This is a genomic window from Mucilaginibacter celer (assembly GCF_003576455.2).
GTDB lineage: Bacteria > Bacteroidota > Bacteroidia > Sphingobacteriales > Sphingobacteriaceae > Mucilaginibacter > Mucilaginibacter celer.
Genome location: NZ_CP032869.1, coordinates 7,015,336 through 7,030,186, shown reverse-complemented (window position 1 = coordinate 7,030,186; position 14,851 = coordinate 7,015,336). Strand labels below are relative to the sequence as shown.

The following is a 14,851-nucleotide window of genomic DNA, read 5'->3' as shown; positions in this document are numbered from 1 at the left end:
TTTAGCCCAGCTGGCTCATTTTTAAATACCCCAGGTGGATTTCGTCCGCGGGAGCATTTTCCACCGCAGTTAAGTGAATATGCCAGCGGGCCTTGGTTTCCGGCGACAACAAGTCTTCGATCCGGTAAATGTCGTCCACATCGATACCATATTTTTCATCGATATGTGCATCCGCCCCTTTCAGACCTTTGATCGTGGCGGTCCTGAAAAAAGCCGTCAGTTTGCTCGCTTTCAGGGCGGAGATCCGGTCATCCTGTACCGTCAGTAAAGTGTAATGCTGTTCTTCCAGTTTTCCCGAAGTATAACCGCCCAGGTTGATAAAGAAAATGCGCTTATTGTTTCCCTGATGCTCTTCCGGCACAATGTCAACGCGGTAACCATCCACAAAATTGATCTCCCGCCAGCCATCGATATGCAGGCTGTTCCCCGCTTCCGGCCAGAACCCGATAAATTGTTGTTTGAGGTCGCCAAGTTTTTCAGCTATACCGAAAAAGAAATCGTGCTGCTCGACATTTCTTCTCGGCGCTTTCGATCCCAGTAAAACCATAAATAATTTCATAAGCTATCGATAATGGCTTTAGAGGCCGCTTCACAAAAATCCAGGCCGGAATAATCCGGGTTAAATCCCCCGATGAACGGCACAGCCATGATGTAGATCCGTTCGTTCAGTGCATTGAACTCATCAACCGCCTGAAAGCTGTCATTGATACTTACGCCCGGCACCGTCAGGTAATAGTTCTTCTGATCATCAGTGACCACCTTTTGCTGATCATCGCTCATCATTTGCCTGCCCTTTTCCGGATCCCGGAACCGTAAGCGCGCCGGGCTCACCGTACGGTTTTGCAACAGGCCCGGATATGGCAATTCTTCATATTTCAAATGGGGCTGACCGATGCAATCCACAAAAGTTTGGTAATGGGTGCCGTCGATAACCGCGCCCCCGTCCTCTCCTGGCTCGAAAGAGCCGTCTTCTCCCACTGCGAGCAGTTCCAGTTTCCCGGCCTGGTGCATTGCCAGTAAGGTTTCAGCCGAGCTTTGCGGTACAAAAGCGATTACAACGGAAATGAGTGGCATCAACTTTCTTTGCATCCGCAACCAATCCTCCGCTGAAAAATACTTGGCAGGATAATTCATGGCAAAGCTTAGGATGGCCAGCATTTCTTTCCAGTAAACTGACTCGCGTTTCTTTATAGACTGTTCCGCCTCCGCATATTCCTCTTTTAACAATTCAAAGGGGGCAGCCTGCGCCCGCTGTTCCATGATCCAGTCCACGAAGGTTTCCATGTTCATTTCTTTGATCTGCTCATAAAATTCAGGATCCTGCCTTAAAATTCCGGCTTTAAAGTTCTTTTCAAAAACATAGTCCAAAGGCAAAAAACCTTCATGCTGCGCGCGCACCGCTTCGACCTCTTCAGCAGGTAATACCGTTTCTTTGCCTAAATGTGAGTCTTCCAGATGAAAACGAACTGCAGGCAGCAGTCCGTTGCGGGAATACATGACGATTTTGAAATTAGGATCATCAGCTGTAAAGCACAGTTTTCCATCTATCTTCTCAAAAGTGCCGTTATGCCTGCCTAAGGTACGGATCGCATCGATGGCGGTAAGTGAAGAACCGCGTATGGCGACGGCATGATTTACCCTGATACTGATCTTTGCCGGGGGATAAGGAGAGTCAAACCAGCCTTTAACTTTGCCTTCATATCTGAAAGGCCAAAGGTGGCCGGTACAGATGACTACACGGTCGAAATCAAAGCCGCGGTCATCCTCCAGCAAAACTTTTATTTTTCTTTTAACTGGGTCATCGATGACATCAGCTACTATGCTCTTATAACAGACCGTTGTTTCGATTCCTTTTTCCCTGGCCTGTTTAAGGAGCTGGTTAAACTGGTCGTTCAGGTATTGCCCGAAAAGCAAACGCGGCAGGACTTTATAGTCATTAAAGTTCCCCGGATCAATGTGGTACTTGTCCAGCGTGTCTTTAGGAACTTTTTTGATCCAGTCAGCCAGATCACTCATCAATTCCGGGATCTCATTGCCCGAAACATTGGTAACATGTTCGTCCGCCGCGCCATTGTGCCCATAAGGCATCCCGTAACCGAGCCGGTCATTTTTTTCAAAAATGGTTATGTTCTGATGCGGTAGTCCGCGGTCTACCAAACGTTTGAAGATAAACAGTGCAGCGGGTCCGCCGCCTAAAATAGCCAACTGTTGAGAATTATCTTTTTTCATTATTATCAATACCTCCAAAGAAAATGTCGCTTACGAAAAATGTGTTTACCGGGATAACTGCGCATAATGGTCATCATCATCATGTGTTAACTGTTCTTCCTGATCTTTTCGCGAATGTCGGCGATATTCGTTTGTTTTTTCATTTCTTCCAGTTCCTGATCATTATTGCTGATACCGAGCTTTTGCTGGATAGTGTGCAGCATTTCCAGTATCTTGGTGATCTCGTGCTCAGCGCGTACATTAACTTCGAATTCCACCTGCTCACGGATCTTTTCCAGACGGCGCTGCCGCTTTTGACTGATCAAAACCGCAACAGAAAGCACGATAGCGAATATCGACAGTATCGTGTCAAGCACGTTGAACGGAGCCCGGTCAAATGGTTGCAGTCCTTTAATCAGTCCGAAGTTCCAAAGCAGGTAAAACCCAATGAGGGGCGAGGAATGCAATTAAAAGCCACACGCTACCCAATATATCCGAAAGCAGGATTGCTGCCCGGTCGGCTGGCCCTCCTTTGGGATCAGGTACAGAACGCAAAACAGATTTTCCCTTCATTCTTTCAATCGTTAAAGCATTCCCCACACCAAGATCATTTATCCTGTGAAAGTATGACGGCCGAGTAAGGTCCTACCGATATACTGGCTGAATGCTGATATCCGTCGCATTCCTGTTGTTCGGCATTGGTATCCGGCACATTATAATCACCGAACTCCTGGTCATAGCCTTCCCAATCGCTGTTGAAACGAATCTTCCACAGTCCCGCGCCCGGCATGCCTATCCGGTAATCGGAGTAGGCTTGTCCTGAGAAGTTCAGCACAACGACTGTGGTATCTCCCGGCCCTCCCTCCTGCCAGCGCTGAAACACCAGCATTTTCTTCTCATTATCAACCCGGATGACTTCGGTGTTTCGCCCGCTTAATCCTTCGCTGATACCGTCTTTATTCAAGCGTAGACGGATCAGGTCGCGGTGCAAGCGTACGAATCCGTTGAATTCCTTCTCCCGGTTCCATTCAATGGGGTCAGTATCAGAAAACCAGCGGTCTTCCAGAAGTTCATGTCCCTGGAAGATCATCGGGATCCCGGGCGAGGTGAGCACCATCGCCATGCCGAGCGATGCGCGTTTTTTAGAATACCAGTTATTCACGTCACCGTCGGAAATCTCTTCGGCCACCCGGGCTTTCCCATTGGCCACCTCGTCGTGACTTTCGGTATAAATGATCCTGTGAAATGGATCGCCGCTATATTGTCGCATCAGCGCCGCTTCCATTGCACACATATCCCTTTCTGCATCATCAGGAGCTATAATCGCATTGCGCACAGGGTGCACGAAATCACCATCCCATTGTGCACCAAAGCCCAACCCATCACCGTCTGTCGGGTTAGTGATGCTATCCAGACCATGCAGGTCTTCTGCGATGGTCAGTTTCCAGGGAAATTTTTCAGCGATCTCATTGTTGATCCAGCGGAGCAGGCTAAGCCCGTCTTCCAGCATGCTGCCCGGACTCTCATCAGCGTGTACGTTCCTGATGTAGGGGATCATATCCATCCGCAGTCCGTCCACCCGGTATTCTTCCAGCCACATCAAGGCATTATCGCGCAAGTATTGTCTGACCTCTCCCCTCCCATAATCAGGACGGGTATCACCCCAGGGTGTTTCCGATTTCCAGTCATTATAAAAATAGATACCGCCTTTGCCGTTTTCTGACCAGCCGTCAAACTGCCAGAGATCGAGGTCGCTGGGGCCGAAGTGATTGTAAACCACATCGAGGATAACAGCGATGCCCTGCTCGTGCGCTGCTTTTACCAGACTTTTGAACGCGTCGGGGCCGCCGTATTCCGATTCGATTGCGAAAGGCTGGGTAGGGTTATATCCCCAGGAAAACCCGCCGGGAAATTCGAAAGGAGGCATCACCTCGATGGCATTGATTCCCAGCTCTTTCAAATATGGCAGCTTTTCGATTACACCATACAAGTCCCCGGGCTTTCCCTCTTCTTTAACATTAAAGGTACCGGTATGAAGTTCGTAGATCACCAGTTTATTCCATGAGGGCATTTGGTATTCAGTTTCGCCCCAGTCAAACCGGTTACCGTCATAAATCACGCCATTGCCTGCGGAGTTGGTCATTTGTTTGGCATATGGATCATTCCGGAAAAACTCACCATAAGGTGTTTGCAGATAATATTTATATTCATCGCCGGTTTTGGCCTCCGCTGCCGTGCCCGCCCAGTACCCGTTACCTTCGTTTTCCAGCGGGAGAGAGGTTTTATCAAAATCATTAAAGCTGCCAGTCACAAAGACGGCGTCGGCGTTCGGTGCCCAGACACGGAAGTGGACACCCTGTTCAAGCGGCACGGCACCCATGCCGGCCACCGTTATATTAGTGGGTAAAGATGTAGTTTTCATAGACCGCTTAATAAACAATCAGTGTAAAAAATGTTTGCTGCCCGTAACCGGTAATTTGACAAAGCTGACTTTCAATCAATAAAATCGCCGTGGACCATTTCATCTGCTTCAGGCATTATCCCTTTCTTGTTTGCTGTAAGACTTCCGTTTTTTTAGGTTTACCGTTTTGTTACGGTTATTTTCTTCGGCCGCGTCAATAGAATGCGTACAGGTCAGGTCGTCTTCCTTTTCTGCCAGTTTTGCGATCTGCACATAGAACTTATGCAACTGATCAAGTTCCTTTTCGGTCAGGTTTTCTATATCCACCATCCGGTTGCTGGTTCCTTCATGGGAAGCGATAAGTTCATTCAGTTTCAAATGGATCGCTTTGGAATCTTTGTTTTGTGATTTCTGGATCAGGAAAACCATCAGGAAGGTGATAATGGTCGTCCCGGTATTGATGATCAGCTGCCAGGTCTGGGAATATTTGGCTACCGGGCCAGTGGCAGCCCAAATAACCACTGCTGACACTGCGAGAATAAAGGCAGCAGAACTGCCGGTAGCTTTAGTGGCCCATTCAGAAAAGCGTTCAAAAAGGTTTTTCTTTCGTTTCATAGATTGTACCGGGAAGCCCCGCAGAAGACCTGCAGGGCGATATCACAAGTTTAGGAATGCATTTGTTTTTTTAAGTGACGTGTTTATTGATTTTCTAAAATTCCAATAGCTTCTTCATTGCCTTGTTGCGCGGCCAGGTCAAATGCGCTAAGCCCCCGGTTATCCGTTAGATTCCGGTTTGCACCGTTCGCCACCAATAAGCGGATCATCTCGTTGCGTCCAAACATGGCGGCGAACATCAGGGCCGTACCGCCGTTCCCATGCTGAAGATCAAGGTCTGCCCCGTACCGGATCAACAAGTCGGCAATAAGCGGGTAACCCTTAAAGCAAACACCCATCAGGGCGGTATTACCGCCTGCGTCCCCGGTATTGACATCCGCGCCCGCTTCGAGAAGCAACTCTGCGGCATCCGGCTGGTTGTTGTAACAGGCAATGATCAGCGGCGTATAACCTTTCTCGTCACGGCTGTTAACTTCCATCCCGTCGCGAAGCATCCGGTTTAGGGTATCCAGGTCACCGGTTCGGGCTGCCTGGAAGAATAAGGTATTGTTGACATCCATATTAAGCAGGGATTAATCTTGATTTTTCGCGTTCCCAAACCCTGTGTCCCTTAATGGCGGTAATAAAGTCATTGATCAGATCCTTTCCTATTATGACGCCCGGATCATCTTTCACTTTTTGCGAGAAACCGGTAGCGGCCAATATGGCCTCCGTTCCATCTTCAAACGCGATAACCTTGCAATGCTTGAACGCTTCGTTCAGAAAATGTAAAGCATTAGCCTCGGCATCCAAACCCTTCCCACCAGCTACATATACCGCATCGAACAATACAGAAGCGGCACCAAGAAAGCTCTGGTCTGCTTCTATGCCATCATCGATCAAACCCAGTTTCGGAGCGATAACCTCTGCAACAGCGCCCTCGGCTTCCAAAGCAGCTTTGACGGCGTTAAGGGACTGTGCTTTTACGCCCTCTGCTGCCAGGATCGCGATCTTACGGCTTTTGATGGTGTCCTTGATGGTATTGGCCATACTTAAGGCAGGTGAAATTTTTACGGCGCTTTTACCTTTTACAGGTGCATAATCTGCCGGATCGCCATCTGCCGGTATATTCTGGTTGAGAACAGGTCCTTCAGGTACCTGCAGGCCAAGGCCGTCAGCCACCATTTTGGCCAGTGCCGTATCAATCTGCAGGAGCACGCCCAGCATCCGTTCACGGACCGCGACGGTTTTCACCTTCCCAAGTTCAAAGGTTAATGCGTCGATGATGTGGTTCTTTTCCGGCTGCGACTGGCTGTTGAAGAATAAACTTGCCTGGCTGAAATGATCAAAGAAACTTTTGTTCCTTGCCCTGGTTTTGCGGGCCTCGATCCGCTCCTGGTAACTTACAAAGCCGCCATCTGCCTCCTTTACCTGCTGCGGGTCATTGTTCCCTAAAGAATTTGGCCCGTAACTCGTTTTTCCCTTATTGATCATTTGGCGCATATGCCCGTCGCGCTGGTTATTATGGACGGCGTTGAGCGGACGATTGATCGGGATCTCCTGGAAGTTAGGACCTCCCAGGCGGCTCAGCTGGGTATCCGTATAAGAGAACAGGCGGCCCTGCAACAAGGGGTCATTGCTAAAATCAATCCCCGGTACGATGTGTCCCAGGTGAAACGCGACCTGTTCGGTCTCCGCAAAAAAATTGTCCGGGTTCCTGTTCAACGTCATTTTACCGATACGTTCAACGGGCACCAGTTCCTCCGGCACCAGCTTGGTCGGATCAAGCAGATCGAAATCGAACTTGAATTCGTCTTCTTCCGGTATGATCTGCACGCCCAGCTCCCATTCCGGAAAGGAACCGCTTTCAATGGCATCCCAAAGATCACGGCGATGAAAATCCGAGTCTTTACCGGAAATATTCTGCGCCTCGTCCCATGCCACGGCGTGGACGCCTAACAAGGGCTTCCAATGAAATTTAACAAAACTGGCCTTACCTGCTTCGTTGATGAACCGGAAGGTATGTACACCGAACCCTTCCATCATCCGGAGGCTGCGCGGTATCGCACGGTCGCTCATCGCCCACATAATCATATGGGCCGATTCCGGCGTTAATGAAATAAAATCCCAAAAAGTATCGTGGGCAGAAGCCGCCTGCGGGATCTCATTATCCGGCTCGGGCTTAACGGCATGGATAAGGTCAGGGAATTTCATCGCATCCTGTATGAAAAATACGGGCATGTTGTTGCCTACCAGGTCAAAGTTTCCTTCTTCGGTATAAAATCGCACGGCAAAGCCCCGTACATCCCTGGCCAGATCGGTGGAACCTTTCGATCCTGCCACCGTTGAGAACCTGACGAATACCGGAGTTTCCCTTTCGGTGTCCAGTAAAAATTTTGCTTTCGTAGCTTTCGAAACATTTCCGTAGGCCTTGAAAATGCCATGCGCCCCCGAACCGCGGGCATGTACCACCCGCTCCGGAATGCGTTCATGATCAAAATGAGTGATTTTTTCCCGTAATATAAAATCTTCCAGAAGGCTTGGCCCCCGGTCACCGGCTTTCAAAGAATTCTGGTCGTCGTTGATGGCGAGACCTGTATTGGTGGTCATTGATTCCCCGGTGGCGTCGGCAGTATGGGCTTTCAAATTTTCCGTTTTCGCGTTCTCTGGTTGCCGTGCCAGCTTTTGATCTATAGCACTTTCAGTGCCTTTTTTGGGTGGCGTATTTTTCTTTTCCATATTTTCCGGTTAAATCATACCCCCTGAGACTAATTGGGTATCCAGGTCTATCAATCTTGTTTATCAAAAAACGGAACTATTCTTAAATTGTTTGAAAATATTTATATTAAAACGAAAATTTAATAGATAAAATAGCCCAGGCATCAAATACAGCAAATTGAAATCCAAGCCGCTGGGTATAGTTATAAATGATCATTAATTGGGTTTCTATAATTTCATTTTGAAAAAACAACCGTTAGTACTTAATTTTGAATAACTGATTAAACCAAATGATGAGCGGAAATAACATCCCCTATCATGATCGTTGACTTATATCCTACACCACCCAAAGTAAGCCCAGGTTGTCTATGTGGGAAAAATACCCGTTCATCGCTTAAGCGTGTGCCACGAACCCTGCTCATGAAAACTTTACTATTCTGGCTTCCCTTGAAACGATATCGTTGCATGTCTTGTAAGAAGACGAGATGGGAATTAAATTTGTAATAGGATTACAGTGTTCTTTTACGTTTCGTTTCACTGTTTGAAATCAGGAGATTCACTAATGATTCACTTTAAAAAAATGATAACTTGAACTGTGACGCCATGGACCTCCCAGATACTCCCATAAGTCAAGTCCGGTGGCCGTGACCGTAAATGGTTTGAAATTCCCCATTAGCTCGGTCAGCAAATCTTTGGATGCCGCCGGCGTCACTTTATTTTGAATGGTAATGTGGGGTTTGAATGGTTGCCGGTCCTGCGGAATTAACACCTTGTGAAAATATTGGCTTAATTTCCGATGAAACTCCTGCAATTCTCCCGAATCAATTTCGTAAGCCACACCTGCGCCGAGGTGACGCAAGCCGGTAACCTCCACATCAAAAGCGTTGTATCGTAAACTGCTGAAATATTTCGGCGTATCCGCTTCATTCGGCAACTGGTGAAATAAAGTCAAATGTGCTTTGAGAAAATTCCGCTCCGGTGGGAAATACCTCATCCGCAATTCATTAAAGAATGCCTGGCTTTTCTCATCCAGCCTAAGGGTCAATATCATTGGGTTTTGTTCCGTCTGCATTTCTCCGAACAGTATTTAACTTTTTCCCAAACTTTTTCCCACTTTTTGCGCCAAACAAAGGGTTTGCCGCATGTAGTACATATCTTTTGTGGTAAATTTTCCCTTTTAACCCCTCGCATGCTTCCAATCCTTTTTCATGGCAGCGTAAACTTCATTCGCCTCCGCTGCTTTCCATCTGGCATAAAATACTTTAGCCGCATCTGCTTTTTCCAGATCACCCGTGCCCCGTTCCAACAAGACGTGATCCTGCGCCGCATCATACTTCCTGCCTCCACTGTAATTCGCGTAACGACGCGCCCGCGTGTACCCCATCTGCAAGTATTTCCGGGCCATATCTGCGCCTACAAAATCGCCGGACGCTAAGTATTCATTAAACAAATTATAGATTTTTTGGCTGCTTTTCTCAGCAATTGCTTTTGTTTTAAAGCGCCAATATTTCCCGATCTCACTTTTGTAAGGTTCACAGATGAGGACGCCTTGTTCGCCTTTACCCACCTTATATCGTTCAGGATATTTCTTATAGTCAATATCGGATTTCCATGCGTATTTCGACGCATCGAAATTCAGGTAGCTGGGTTGTTGCATTAATTAACCAACAAAAGAAGAGGCCTAATGTTGCGCATCCCTTTAAAACGATCAAATGTTTGTTACTTCCTAACCGCGAATTATCTTATCAAGTTTGTAAAGGCTTAAGCGGCGAGATGTCAGGATGTTGAGCTACAACGCATATGGTCCAAGACAGTCTTTAAATAACGTTTGGGCAAGTTATCGCACCTCGCCTGGTAAAATAACATCAAGCTTAATTTTCAAGCGAAATCAAGGAAGCCCAAAGCTGTTGTGAGCGATCACGATTTCATAAAAAGATAGCGTGCAAAACAATATTTATTCAATAATAATCGATGCTCATCATCATGGATAAACAGCCGAATTATGAATCGTTCTTTCTCGATGTAATTCGGCACTAACTTCTCCTCTCACTTTCTGTGCTCCTCATTGTCTTAAACGATATCTCATCAAAACGTTTATCGGTATTAGTCTCTATTGTCTCTTACCCACCTCCATTAAAATATTTACCCTTCCTTCAGCTACAACTTCAGGTTGTATTTGTAATTTTACGGAGTTTTATATTATTCTATGAACGAACAAGCCAGAGCCCGTGCACATCGCGAACAATTTGGGCGCAAGATAGCGCTTGAGCGAAATTACAGAGCCTTAAGTTTGGAGCAACTGGCGGAACTCACGGCTATCGATGTTGCCATGCTCAGGAATATCGAAGAGACCTCTATAGATTTTTCGATAGAATATATGTTTACATTATTCGAGGTACTTAACATTGATACACAGGACTTTTTCTCTGATTTTAAATAAAAAAAATCCAATATAAGCTCGCTGATATTTCAGTCCCTATTATATTTTTTCTACAGCAGATCATACATGAACGAAAGGCATTATGTATAATACGGAGAAGTTGACCAGGTGATTCCGTGGCAAATTGACCACCTAAAGTGCTGGCGAACGAGCGCAGCGAACGCTGTAGAAGCGTTGTCAAAAGTAGTTATTTAAAGTGTGTTTTGCAGATAGCTTTTTTCGGGCTCTGCCGGCCTTCTTTTTCTCATCGACTCTCCCTTAAGTTCCATCCGGTGCGCATCATGCACGATACGGTCAAGGATAGCATCAGCGATCGTCTTTTCACCAATGACCTCATACCATTTACTGACCGGCAGTTGAGAGGTAATGATCAATGACGTTTTACCGTGCCTGTCCTCAATGATCTCCATCAGTGCAGCCCTGCTCTGCGCATCAAAAGGCTGTATACCGAAGTCATCCAGGATCAGTAGTTGCTGGCGTTCCAGTTTGGCGACATCCTTCATATAGGAACCATCTGCCTTAGCCATCTTCAGCTTAGCAAAGAGCTTGGGTGTGCTGGCATAGAACACGCGGTAACCCAGTATGCAGGCTTGGTGTCCGATAGCAGAAGCGATATAGCTTTTGCCGATACCGGTGCTGCCTGTGATCAACAGGTTCTCATTCCGGTCAATAAAGTGGCAGTCTGCCAGGCGCATTACCTGATTGCGGTCGATACTACGGTCGGCATGGTAGTGGATGTTCTCTACCGAGGCCTTATAGCGGAACTTAGCATACATGATCGTACGCTCTATGCGCCTGTTCTGCCGGTCGTCCCATTCGGCCTCTACCAGGTGGGCCAGCAGTTCATCAGTAGTGTATTCAGCGGTCTGGCCCGTTTCCAGGCAGCTTTTAAAGGCATGGTACATGCCAAAGAACTTCAGCTTGCGAAGTTTGTCCAAGGTGTTCGTGTTCATATCGATCTATTTATTAATGGTTATTTATAGTAGTTCTCTCCACGGATATTGTCATGGCTGGGCATAGGCAGTTCGTCAGCAAATAAGCTATCCTCGTAGCTGTCCATCTTGTTCTCCAGTATCTGCTGTATGGTCTTGTAGTTATAAACGCCATAACCGAGTGCACGCCTGCAAGCGCTGGCCAGCCTTTCGTTACCTGCCTTACGCGCCAGGCTGAGGATACCGATACAGGAGCGGTAAGCTTGTTCCGGGTGTTGCTTCCGGTCCAGTATCTTCAGGATGTAAAGCCTCACATCCTCATGAATGGATGCCGCCCATTCCAGGAACTTATCTGGTGTCCATTCGGTCATAAAGCGGTGTGTCGAAGCCAGGTGGTCTTTATCCGTAGTATAGCTGTAAGGGCTTTTGATACGCCTGTGCATGGCAATGCGTTCGTAGTGGTAATAGACCTCTACGTTGGTGCGGGAATACAGCAGTTTGACCTTCCTGCCGATGAAGCGGTACGGTACGCTGTAGTAGTGTTTGTCGATACCAAGACAAACATGCCCGTTCTTCATTACGGTGGCCTGGTGCTGCCGTTTGAACTCATAACGTAATGCCGGTAATGGCGAGAGAGCCTGGCGTTCTATCTCCTCGAACTGGAGCTTTCTGCTGTAATTGCGGCCTTTCAGCGGCTGGCTGTTATGTGCTTCTAAAGCGGCTTTGACCGCTGTGTTCAGTTCTGCAAGGGTATGATAGGCCTCTTTGCGAACAGGTGCGTAGATACGGCTGTAAACGATCTTAACAGCTCCTTCTACCAGTGCTTTGTCGCGAGGGCGGTACGCCCTCGCTGGTAAGATGGTCGTTCCGTAATGGTCGGCAAAGTCGGCAAAGGTCTCGTTCAGTGTTGGCTCATAGCGGTTGCTTTTGGTAACGGCAGCCTTCAGGTTGTCGGGAACGATGGCGGCAGGTACGCCGCCATAAAAGTGCAGGGCATTCTCGCAGGCTGCTATAAAGTCTTCTTTCTGCTGGCTCAGCACAGCTTCTACGTAAGTTAGCTGACTGGCACCAAGGATAGCAACGAACACCTCGGCCTCGATGACCTCACCGGTATCCTTGTCCGTTATGCTTAGCTTTTCACCGGCAAAGTCCACATACAGCTTATCACCGGCTTTATGATCCAGGTGCATCGTGGGGTTCACGCGGGCTTTCCACTGGTTGTAATAAAAGCAGAACTGGGTGTACTTGAACCCGTCAGGGAACTCTTTGATATAAGCTTCCCACAGGATGCGGCGGTTCATGCCGACACGCTTTAACTCTTTATCTATCTGCGGGAAACAGCGCTGCAGGGCCACCATGCGCTTGTCCGGGGGGCGTTCACTGCTTTTGCCAAAGAAGTCCTCCAGCTCTTTATCATTAAGGGTATTGATCTCTTCGAACGTAAAGCCGCTGGCATCGAACGCAACAAGGTACTTCTTTGCGGTATTGCGTGACACGCCGGACTGGGCCGCTATCGATAGCTTGCTGCGGCCCTGGCTGTACATCCTTAGGATCTGTCTTATCTTACTCATGCTTATCGTAGTGTTGGCCATTAGTGAAGTTGTTAAACCTCAAAAATAGGCCTGCTTCTACAGCATAAGTGGCTCGTTCGGGGTGGTCACTTTCCCGCGGAATCAGGTGGTCACTTTCCCGCGGAATCGGTGGTCAGTTTCCTCCGAAATCAGGTGGTCAATATCAGCGAATTCTCCAGGCATTAGGCATAACGTTATAAGTAAAACTGCGTTTCTCGCCAGGTATTTTCCTGATGAATGTCTAATTACAACGATTCTTCGCTATTTTAAGGTCACTTAGACGCCCACAACAACTTATAGCAAACATGCAATTTATCTAACCGTTGACTCTTGCAACTTTTCGTTTAATTCCACGTAAGAATCTCAAAATAAAGAAAGGATATGAATAATTTCAAGTTCAAAATTCTGTTACATTTGATCAATCTTTTCAGTATGGCTTCTTTAGAGAAATATTGGAAACATGGGATCACCTTTTCTTTTAAAAAACGAAAATAAGTACCTTTTTTGGACCTGAGGATGAATGCTACGGATGCCATCGAAATTAAGAACTATGCTGCACGCGATGAAAGTAAATTCGGCTTCTGATATTTTTTTCAAAGTCCTGTTTAGGTTTACTTATAAAATAGAGTGATAGTAAATAATGCTCCGTTTAGTGGATTACTTTCTGCCCAAGTTCTCTATATAAACCCAGCACATAAAATTTTTCACTATCAATCCCTTCTTGTTTTAAATCGGGCGCTTTATCGAAGATTCTTTCCAGTACAGGCGGGAGGATTTCAATTCCCTGATTTTTCATCGTGACTCTATAAAACTCGAGTTGGGATTTGCCTTTAATTGTTATTTCCGAACAGTAAGGACTGAATTTAATGGGTTTGTTCAATAGATTGTCGATCTCACGCGCAATCTTTTCGGCATATAGCAAAAGCTTCCGAGGATCTTTAGTGTATAGAATGCCTTGTTCTTTTGCGTGAGCAAATTATTTTTGATAGTAGGAATGGGAAATAAATGTCCCGTTTTGTGAAAAACGGTTGATGGTTTATTAAATAACAAACTAAACATAGCCGCGATTGTCTGCGGCACTAAAATTGTACGCGGAAAATCTGTAATAGCGGCGCCTTCGAGGGGGGCCGCATGGTGCAATAAAATTCATGCAAGAGATACATACTAAGATTAAGTCACTCGTTAACACGATCAGATTTATCAGAGAGAAGAAAAATTATTCCCAGGCTTACATAGCTGCAAAACTTTCAATAAGCCAGAATGCCTATAGTAAAATGGAACTTGGAAACAGTACGTTAACGGTGGAGCGCTTGTTAATGATTGCCGAATTACTGGAAATGACCGTTCCTGAGTTAATCAACTATCCGGCACCTACTCCTATTGCGAGGCAAGGAAAACATACCCCCTAAAAGATCGTATCGTCATGGTGTTGGAAGGCGTTTTCAAATTCACTTTTTCTGATGGTAACTGAGGCAACTATCAGGTCATTGTCGAAAATCATGTTAAAAATTTCAACGGTGGTATCTATGTATATTTCAAATTCAAGATATTGGAGCGTTATGTTTTTGTGATTCGCATTGATTTCAGCTATCCGTTCTTCGATAAGCTTTTTAAGATGGTATGTGCCGGAAAGCGCGGGTGTAGTACCCGTAACAAGCGTTTTGCAATACGCCTGAATTTCCGATACAAAGGGGTCGGTAGAGGGATGGAAAACAGCATTAATAACTTTCATTTTCTGACGTAACGGATTAAGCCACCTGCTGCTGATTCAATAAGCAGGAGTAGGCTTTGCCAGCGATAAAGGGATTGTAAATTAGGTTTTACGCACTGACCGGAAATAAGGTTTCTTTCGTGAAAGTAAGTAGGGCTTCAACGGATTACCTCGTATCTACGCAATAGAAACCTATGTGGGAAATTAAAATCGCCGCGGGCACATCGCGTAATAGCTTAATTTTCTTCCGCACGGGGAAATTCTACTAAAGCTAGG

Annotated in this window: 16 protein-coding genes; 3 read left to right on the top strand and 13 right to left on the bottom strand. The window is 46.6% G+C overall.

Annotated elements, in window-relative coordinates; genetic code table 11:
- Window position 1: 1 nt before the first annotated feature.
- A complete protein-coding gene (locus HYN43_RS29500; RefSeq protein WP_119407398.1) occupies window positions 2-559 on the bottom strand; it encodes a DUF1543 domain-containing protein in 558 nt (185 codons plus the stop codon).
- Window positions 556-2,229 carry an FAD/NAD(P)-binding protein gene (locus HYN43_RS29495; protein ID WP_119407397.1) on the bottom strand — a complete coding sequence of 558 codons (1,674 nt, stop codon included), beginning with the start codon at window positions 2,227-2,229 and terminating at the stop codon, window positions 556-558. Before HYN43_RS29495 ends, HYN43_RS29500 begins: the two co-directional genes overlap by 4 nt.
- A gap of 23 nt (window positions 2,230-2,252) precedes the next feature.
- Between HYN43_RS29495 and HYN43_RS30835 the strand changes: the two genes are divergently transcribed.
- A complete protein-coding gene (locus HYN43_RS30835) occupies window positions 2,253-2,849 on the top strand; it encodes a hypothetical protein (protein WP_245447087.1) in 597 nt (198 codons plus the stop codon).
- On the opposite strand, the gene HYN43_RS29485 is transcribed toward HYN43_RS30835, so the two are convergent.
- From HYN43_RS29485 to HYN43_RS29455, 7 genes are all read right to left on the bottom strand, one after another.
- Entirely contained in the window at window positions 2,816-4,630 is a 1,815-nt protein-coding gene (locus tag HYN43_RS29485; RefSeq protein ID WP_119407395.1) for an alpha-amylase family glycosyl hydrolase, read from the bottom strand. The two genes, HYN43_RS30835 and HYN43_RS29485, sit on opposite strands and share 34 nt — an antisense overlap.
- A gap of 108 nt (window positions 4,631-4,738) precedes the next feature.
- Window positions 4,739-5,224 carry a low affinity iron permease family protein gene (locus HYN43_RS29480; protein ID WP_119407394.1) on the bottom strand — a complete coding sequence of 162 codons (486 nt, stop codon included), beginning with the start codon at window positions 5,222-5,224 and terminating at the stop codon, window positions 4,739-4,741.
- Window positions 5,225-5,307: 83 nt separating this feature from the next.
- The gene (locus HYN43_RS29475) at window positions 5,308-5,784 is read right to left on the bottom strand and encodes an ankyrin repeat domain-containing protein (RefSeq protein ID WP_119407393.1); all 477 of its coding nucleotides are present in this window, start codon (window positions 5,782-5,784) and stop codon (window positions 5,308-5,310) included.
- Window position 5,785: 1 nt separating this feature from the next.
- A complete protein-coding gene (locus tag HYN43_RS29470; protein WP_119407392.1) occupies window positions 5,786-7,942 on the bottom strand; it encodes a catalase in 2,157 nt (718 codons plus the stop codon).
- Window positions 7,943-8,480: 538 nt separating this feature from the next.
- Complete coding sequence (locus HYN43_RS29465) at window positions 8,481-8,993, bottom strand: 2'-5' RNA ligase family protein (RefSeq protein WP_119407391.1); 513 nt, start codon at window positions 8,991-8,993, stop codon at window positions 8,481-8,483.
- Window positions 8,969-9,112, bottom strand: coding sequence for a DUF2256 domain-containing protein (locus HYN43_RS29460; RefSeq protein WP_119407390.1), 144 nt, complete (start codon window positions 9,110-9,112; stop codon window positions 8,969-8,971). Before HYN43_RS29460 ends, HYN43_RS29465 begins: the two co-directional genes overlap by 25 nt.
- Entirely contained in the window at window positions 9,099-9,578 is a 480-nt protein-coding gene (locus HYN43_RS29455) for a DUF4385 domain-containing protein (protein WP_119407389.1), read from the bottom strand. Before HYN43_RS29455 ends, HYN43_RS29460 begins: the two co-directional genes overlap by 14 nt.
- A gap of 549 nt (window positions 9,579-10,127) precedes the next feature.
- Between HYN43_RS29455 and HYN43_RS29450 the strand changes: the two genes are divergently transcribed.
- Entirely contained in the window at window positions 10,128-10,361 is a 234-nt protein-coding gene (locus tag HYN43_RS29450) for a helix-turn-helix domain-containing protein (RefSeq protein ID WP_119407388.1), read from the top strand.
- A 191-nt stretch (window positions 10,362-10,552) separates the two neighbouring features.
- On the opposite strand, the gene istB is transcribed toward HYN43_RS29450, so the two are convergent.
- The 3 genes from istB to HYN43_RS30565 all read right to left on the bottom strand — a co-directional run bounded on the left by istB (window position 10,553) and on the right by HYN43_RS30565 (window position 13,660).
- Window positions 10,553-11,314, bottom strand: coding sequence for an IS21-like element helper ATPase IstB (gene istB / locus HYN43_RS29445; protein ID WP_119407387.1), 762 nt, complete (start codon window positions 11,312-11,314; stop codon window positions 10,553-10,555).
- Window positions 11,315-11,334: 20 nt separating this feature from the next.
- Window positions 11,335-12,864 carry an IS21 family transposase gene (istA, locus tag HYN43_RS29440; protein WP_245446919.1) on the bottom strand — a complete coding sequence of 510 codons (1,530 nt, stop codon included), beginning with the start codon at window positions 12,862-12,864 and terminating at the stop codon, window positions 11,335-11,337.
- A gap of 649 nt (window positions 12,865-13,513) precedes the next feature.
- Complete coding sequence (locus tag HYN43_RS30565) at window positions 13,514-13,660, bottom strand: hypothetical protein (RefSeq protein ID WP_162996679.1); 147 nt, start codon at window positions 13,658-13,660, stop codon at window positions 13,514-13,516.
- Between the two features lie 352 nt (window positions 13,661-14,012).
- Here HYN43_RS30565 and HYN43_RS29425 point away from each other — a divergent pair, with 352 nt between their 5' ends.
- Window positions 14,013-14,273 (top strand): helix-turn-helix domain-containing protein, encoded by a 261-nt coding sequence (locus HYN43_RS29425; protein WP_119407383.1) that lies wholly within the window; start codon window positions 14,013-14,015, stop codon window positions 14,271-14,273.
- Here HYN43_RS29425 and HYN43_RS29420 read toward each other — a convergent pair.
- Complete coding sequence (locus HYN43_RS29420) at window positions 14,270-14,596, bottom strand: hypothetical protein (RefSeq protein WP_119407382.1); 327 nt, start codon at window positions 14,594-14,596, stop codon at window positions 14,270-14,272. The two genes, HYN43_RS29425 and HYN43_RS29420, sit on opposite strands and share 4 nt — an antisense overlap.
- Window positions 14,597-14,851 lie beyond the last annotated feature (255 nt).

Excerpts from the sequence above, each read along its gene's own strand:
- HYN43_RS29455 (WP_119407389.1), bottom strand. The coding sequence starts at position 9,578 with ATGCAACAACCCAGCTACCTGAATTTCGATGCGTCGAAATACGCATGG.
- HYN43_RS29465 (WP_119407391.1), bottom strand. The coding sequence starts at position 8,993 with ATGCAGACGGAACAAAACCCAATGATATTGACCCTTAGGCTGGATGAG.
- HYN43_RS29470 (WP_119407392.1), bottom strand. The coding sequence starts at position 7,942 with ATGGAAAAGAAAAATACGCCACCCAAAAAAGGCACTGAAAGTGCTATA.
- HYN43_RS30565 (WP_162996679.1), bottom strand. The coding sequence starts at position 13,660 with ATGAAAAATCAGGGAATTGAAATCCTCCCGCCTGTACTGGAAAGAATC.
- HYN43_RS30835 (WP_245447087.1), top strand. The coding sequence starts at position 2,253 with ATGTCGCTTACGAAAAATGTGTTTACCGGGATAACTGCGCATAATGGT.
- HYN43_RS29425 (WP_119407383.1), top strand. The coding sequence starts at position 14,013 with ATGCAAGAGATACATACTAAGATTAAGTCACTCGTTAACACGATCAGA.
- HYN43_RS29485 (WP_119407395.1), bottom strand. The coding sequence starts at position 4,630 with ATGAAAACTACATCTTTACCCACTAATATAACGGTGGCCGGCATGGGT.
- HYN43_RS29475 (WP_119407393.1), bottom strand. The coding sequence starts at position 5,784 with ATGGATGTCAACAATACCTTATTCTTCCAGGCAGCCCGAACCGGTGAC.
- HYN43_RS29450 (WP_119407388.1), top strand. The coding sequence starts at position 10,128 with ATGAACGAACAAGCCAGAGCCCGTGCACATCGCGAACAATTTGGGCGC.
- HYN43_RS29495 (WP_119407397.1), bottom strand. The coding sequence starts at position 2,229 with ATGAAAAAAGATAATTCTCAACAGTTGGCTATTTTAGGCGGCGGACCC.
- istB (WP_119407387.1), bottom strand. The coding sequence starts at position 11,314 with ATGAACACGAACACCTTGGACAAACTTCGCAAGCTGAAGTTCTTTGGC.
- HYN43_RS29500 (WP_119407398.1), bottom strand. The coding sequence starts at position 559 with ATGAAATTATTTATGGTTTTACTGGGATCGAAAGCGCCGAGAAGAAAT.
- HYN43_RS29480 (WP_119407394.1), bottom strand. The coding sequence starts at position 5,224 with ATGAAACGAAAGAAAAACCTTTTTGAACGCTTTTCTGAATGGGCCACT.
- HYN43_RS29420 (WP_119407382.1), bottom strand. The coding sequence starts at position 14,596 with ATGAAAGTTATTAATGCTGTTTTCCATCCCTCTACCGACCCCTTTGTA.
- HYN43_RS29460 (WP_119407390.1), bottom strand. The coding sequence starts at position 9,112 with ATGCGAGGGGTTAAAAGGGAAAATTTACCACAAAAGATATGTACTACA.
- istA (WP_245446919.1), bottom strand. The coding sequence starts at position 12,864 with ATGAGTAAGATAAGACAGATCCTAAGGATGTACAGCCAGGGCCGCAGC.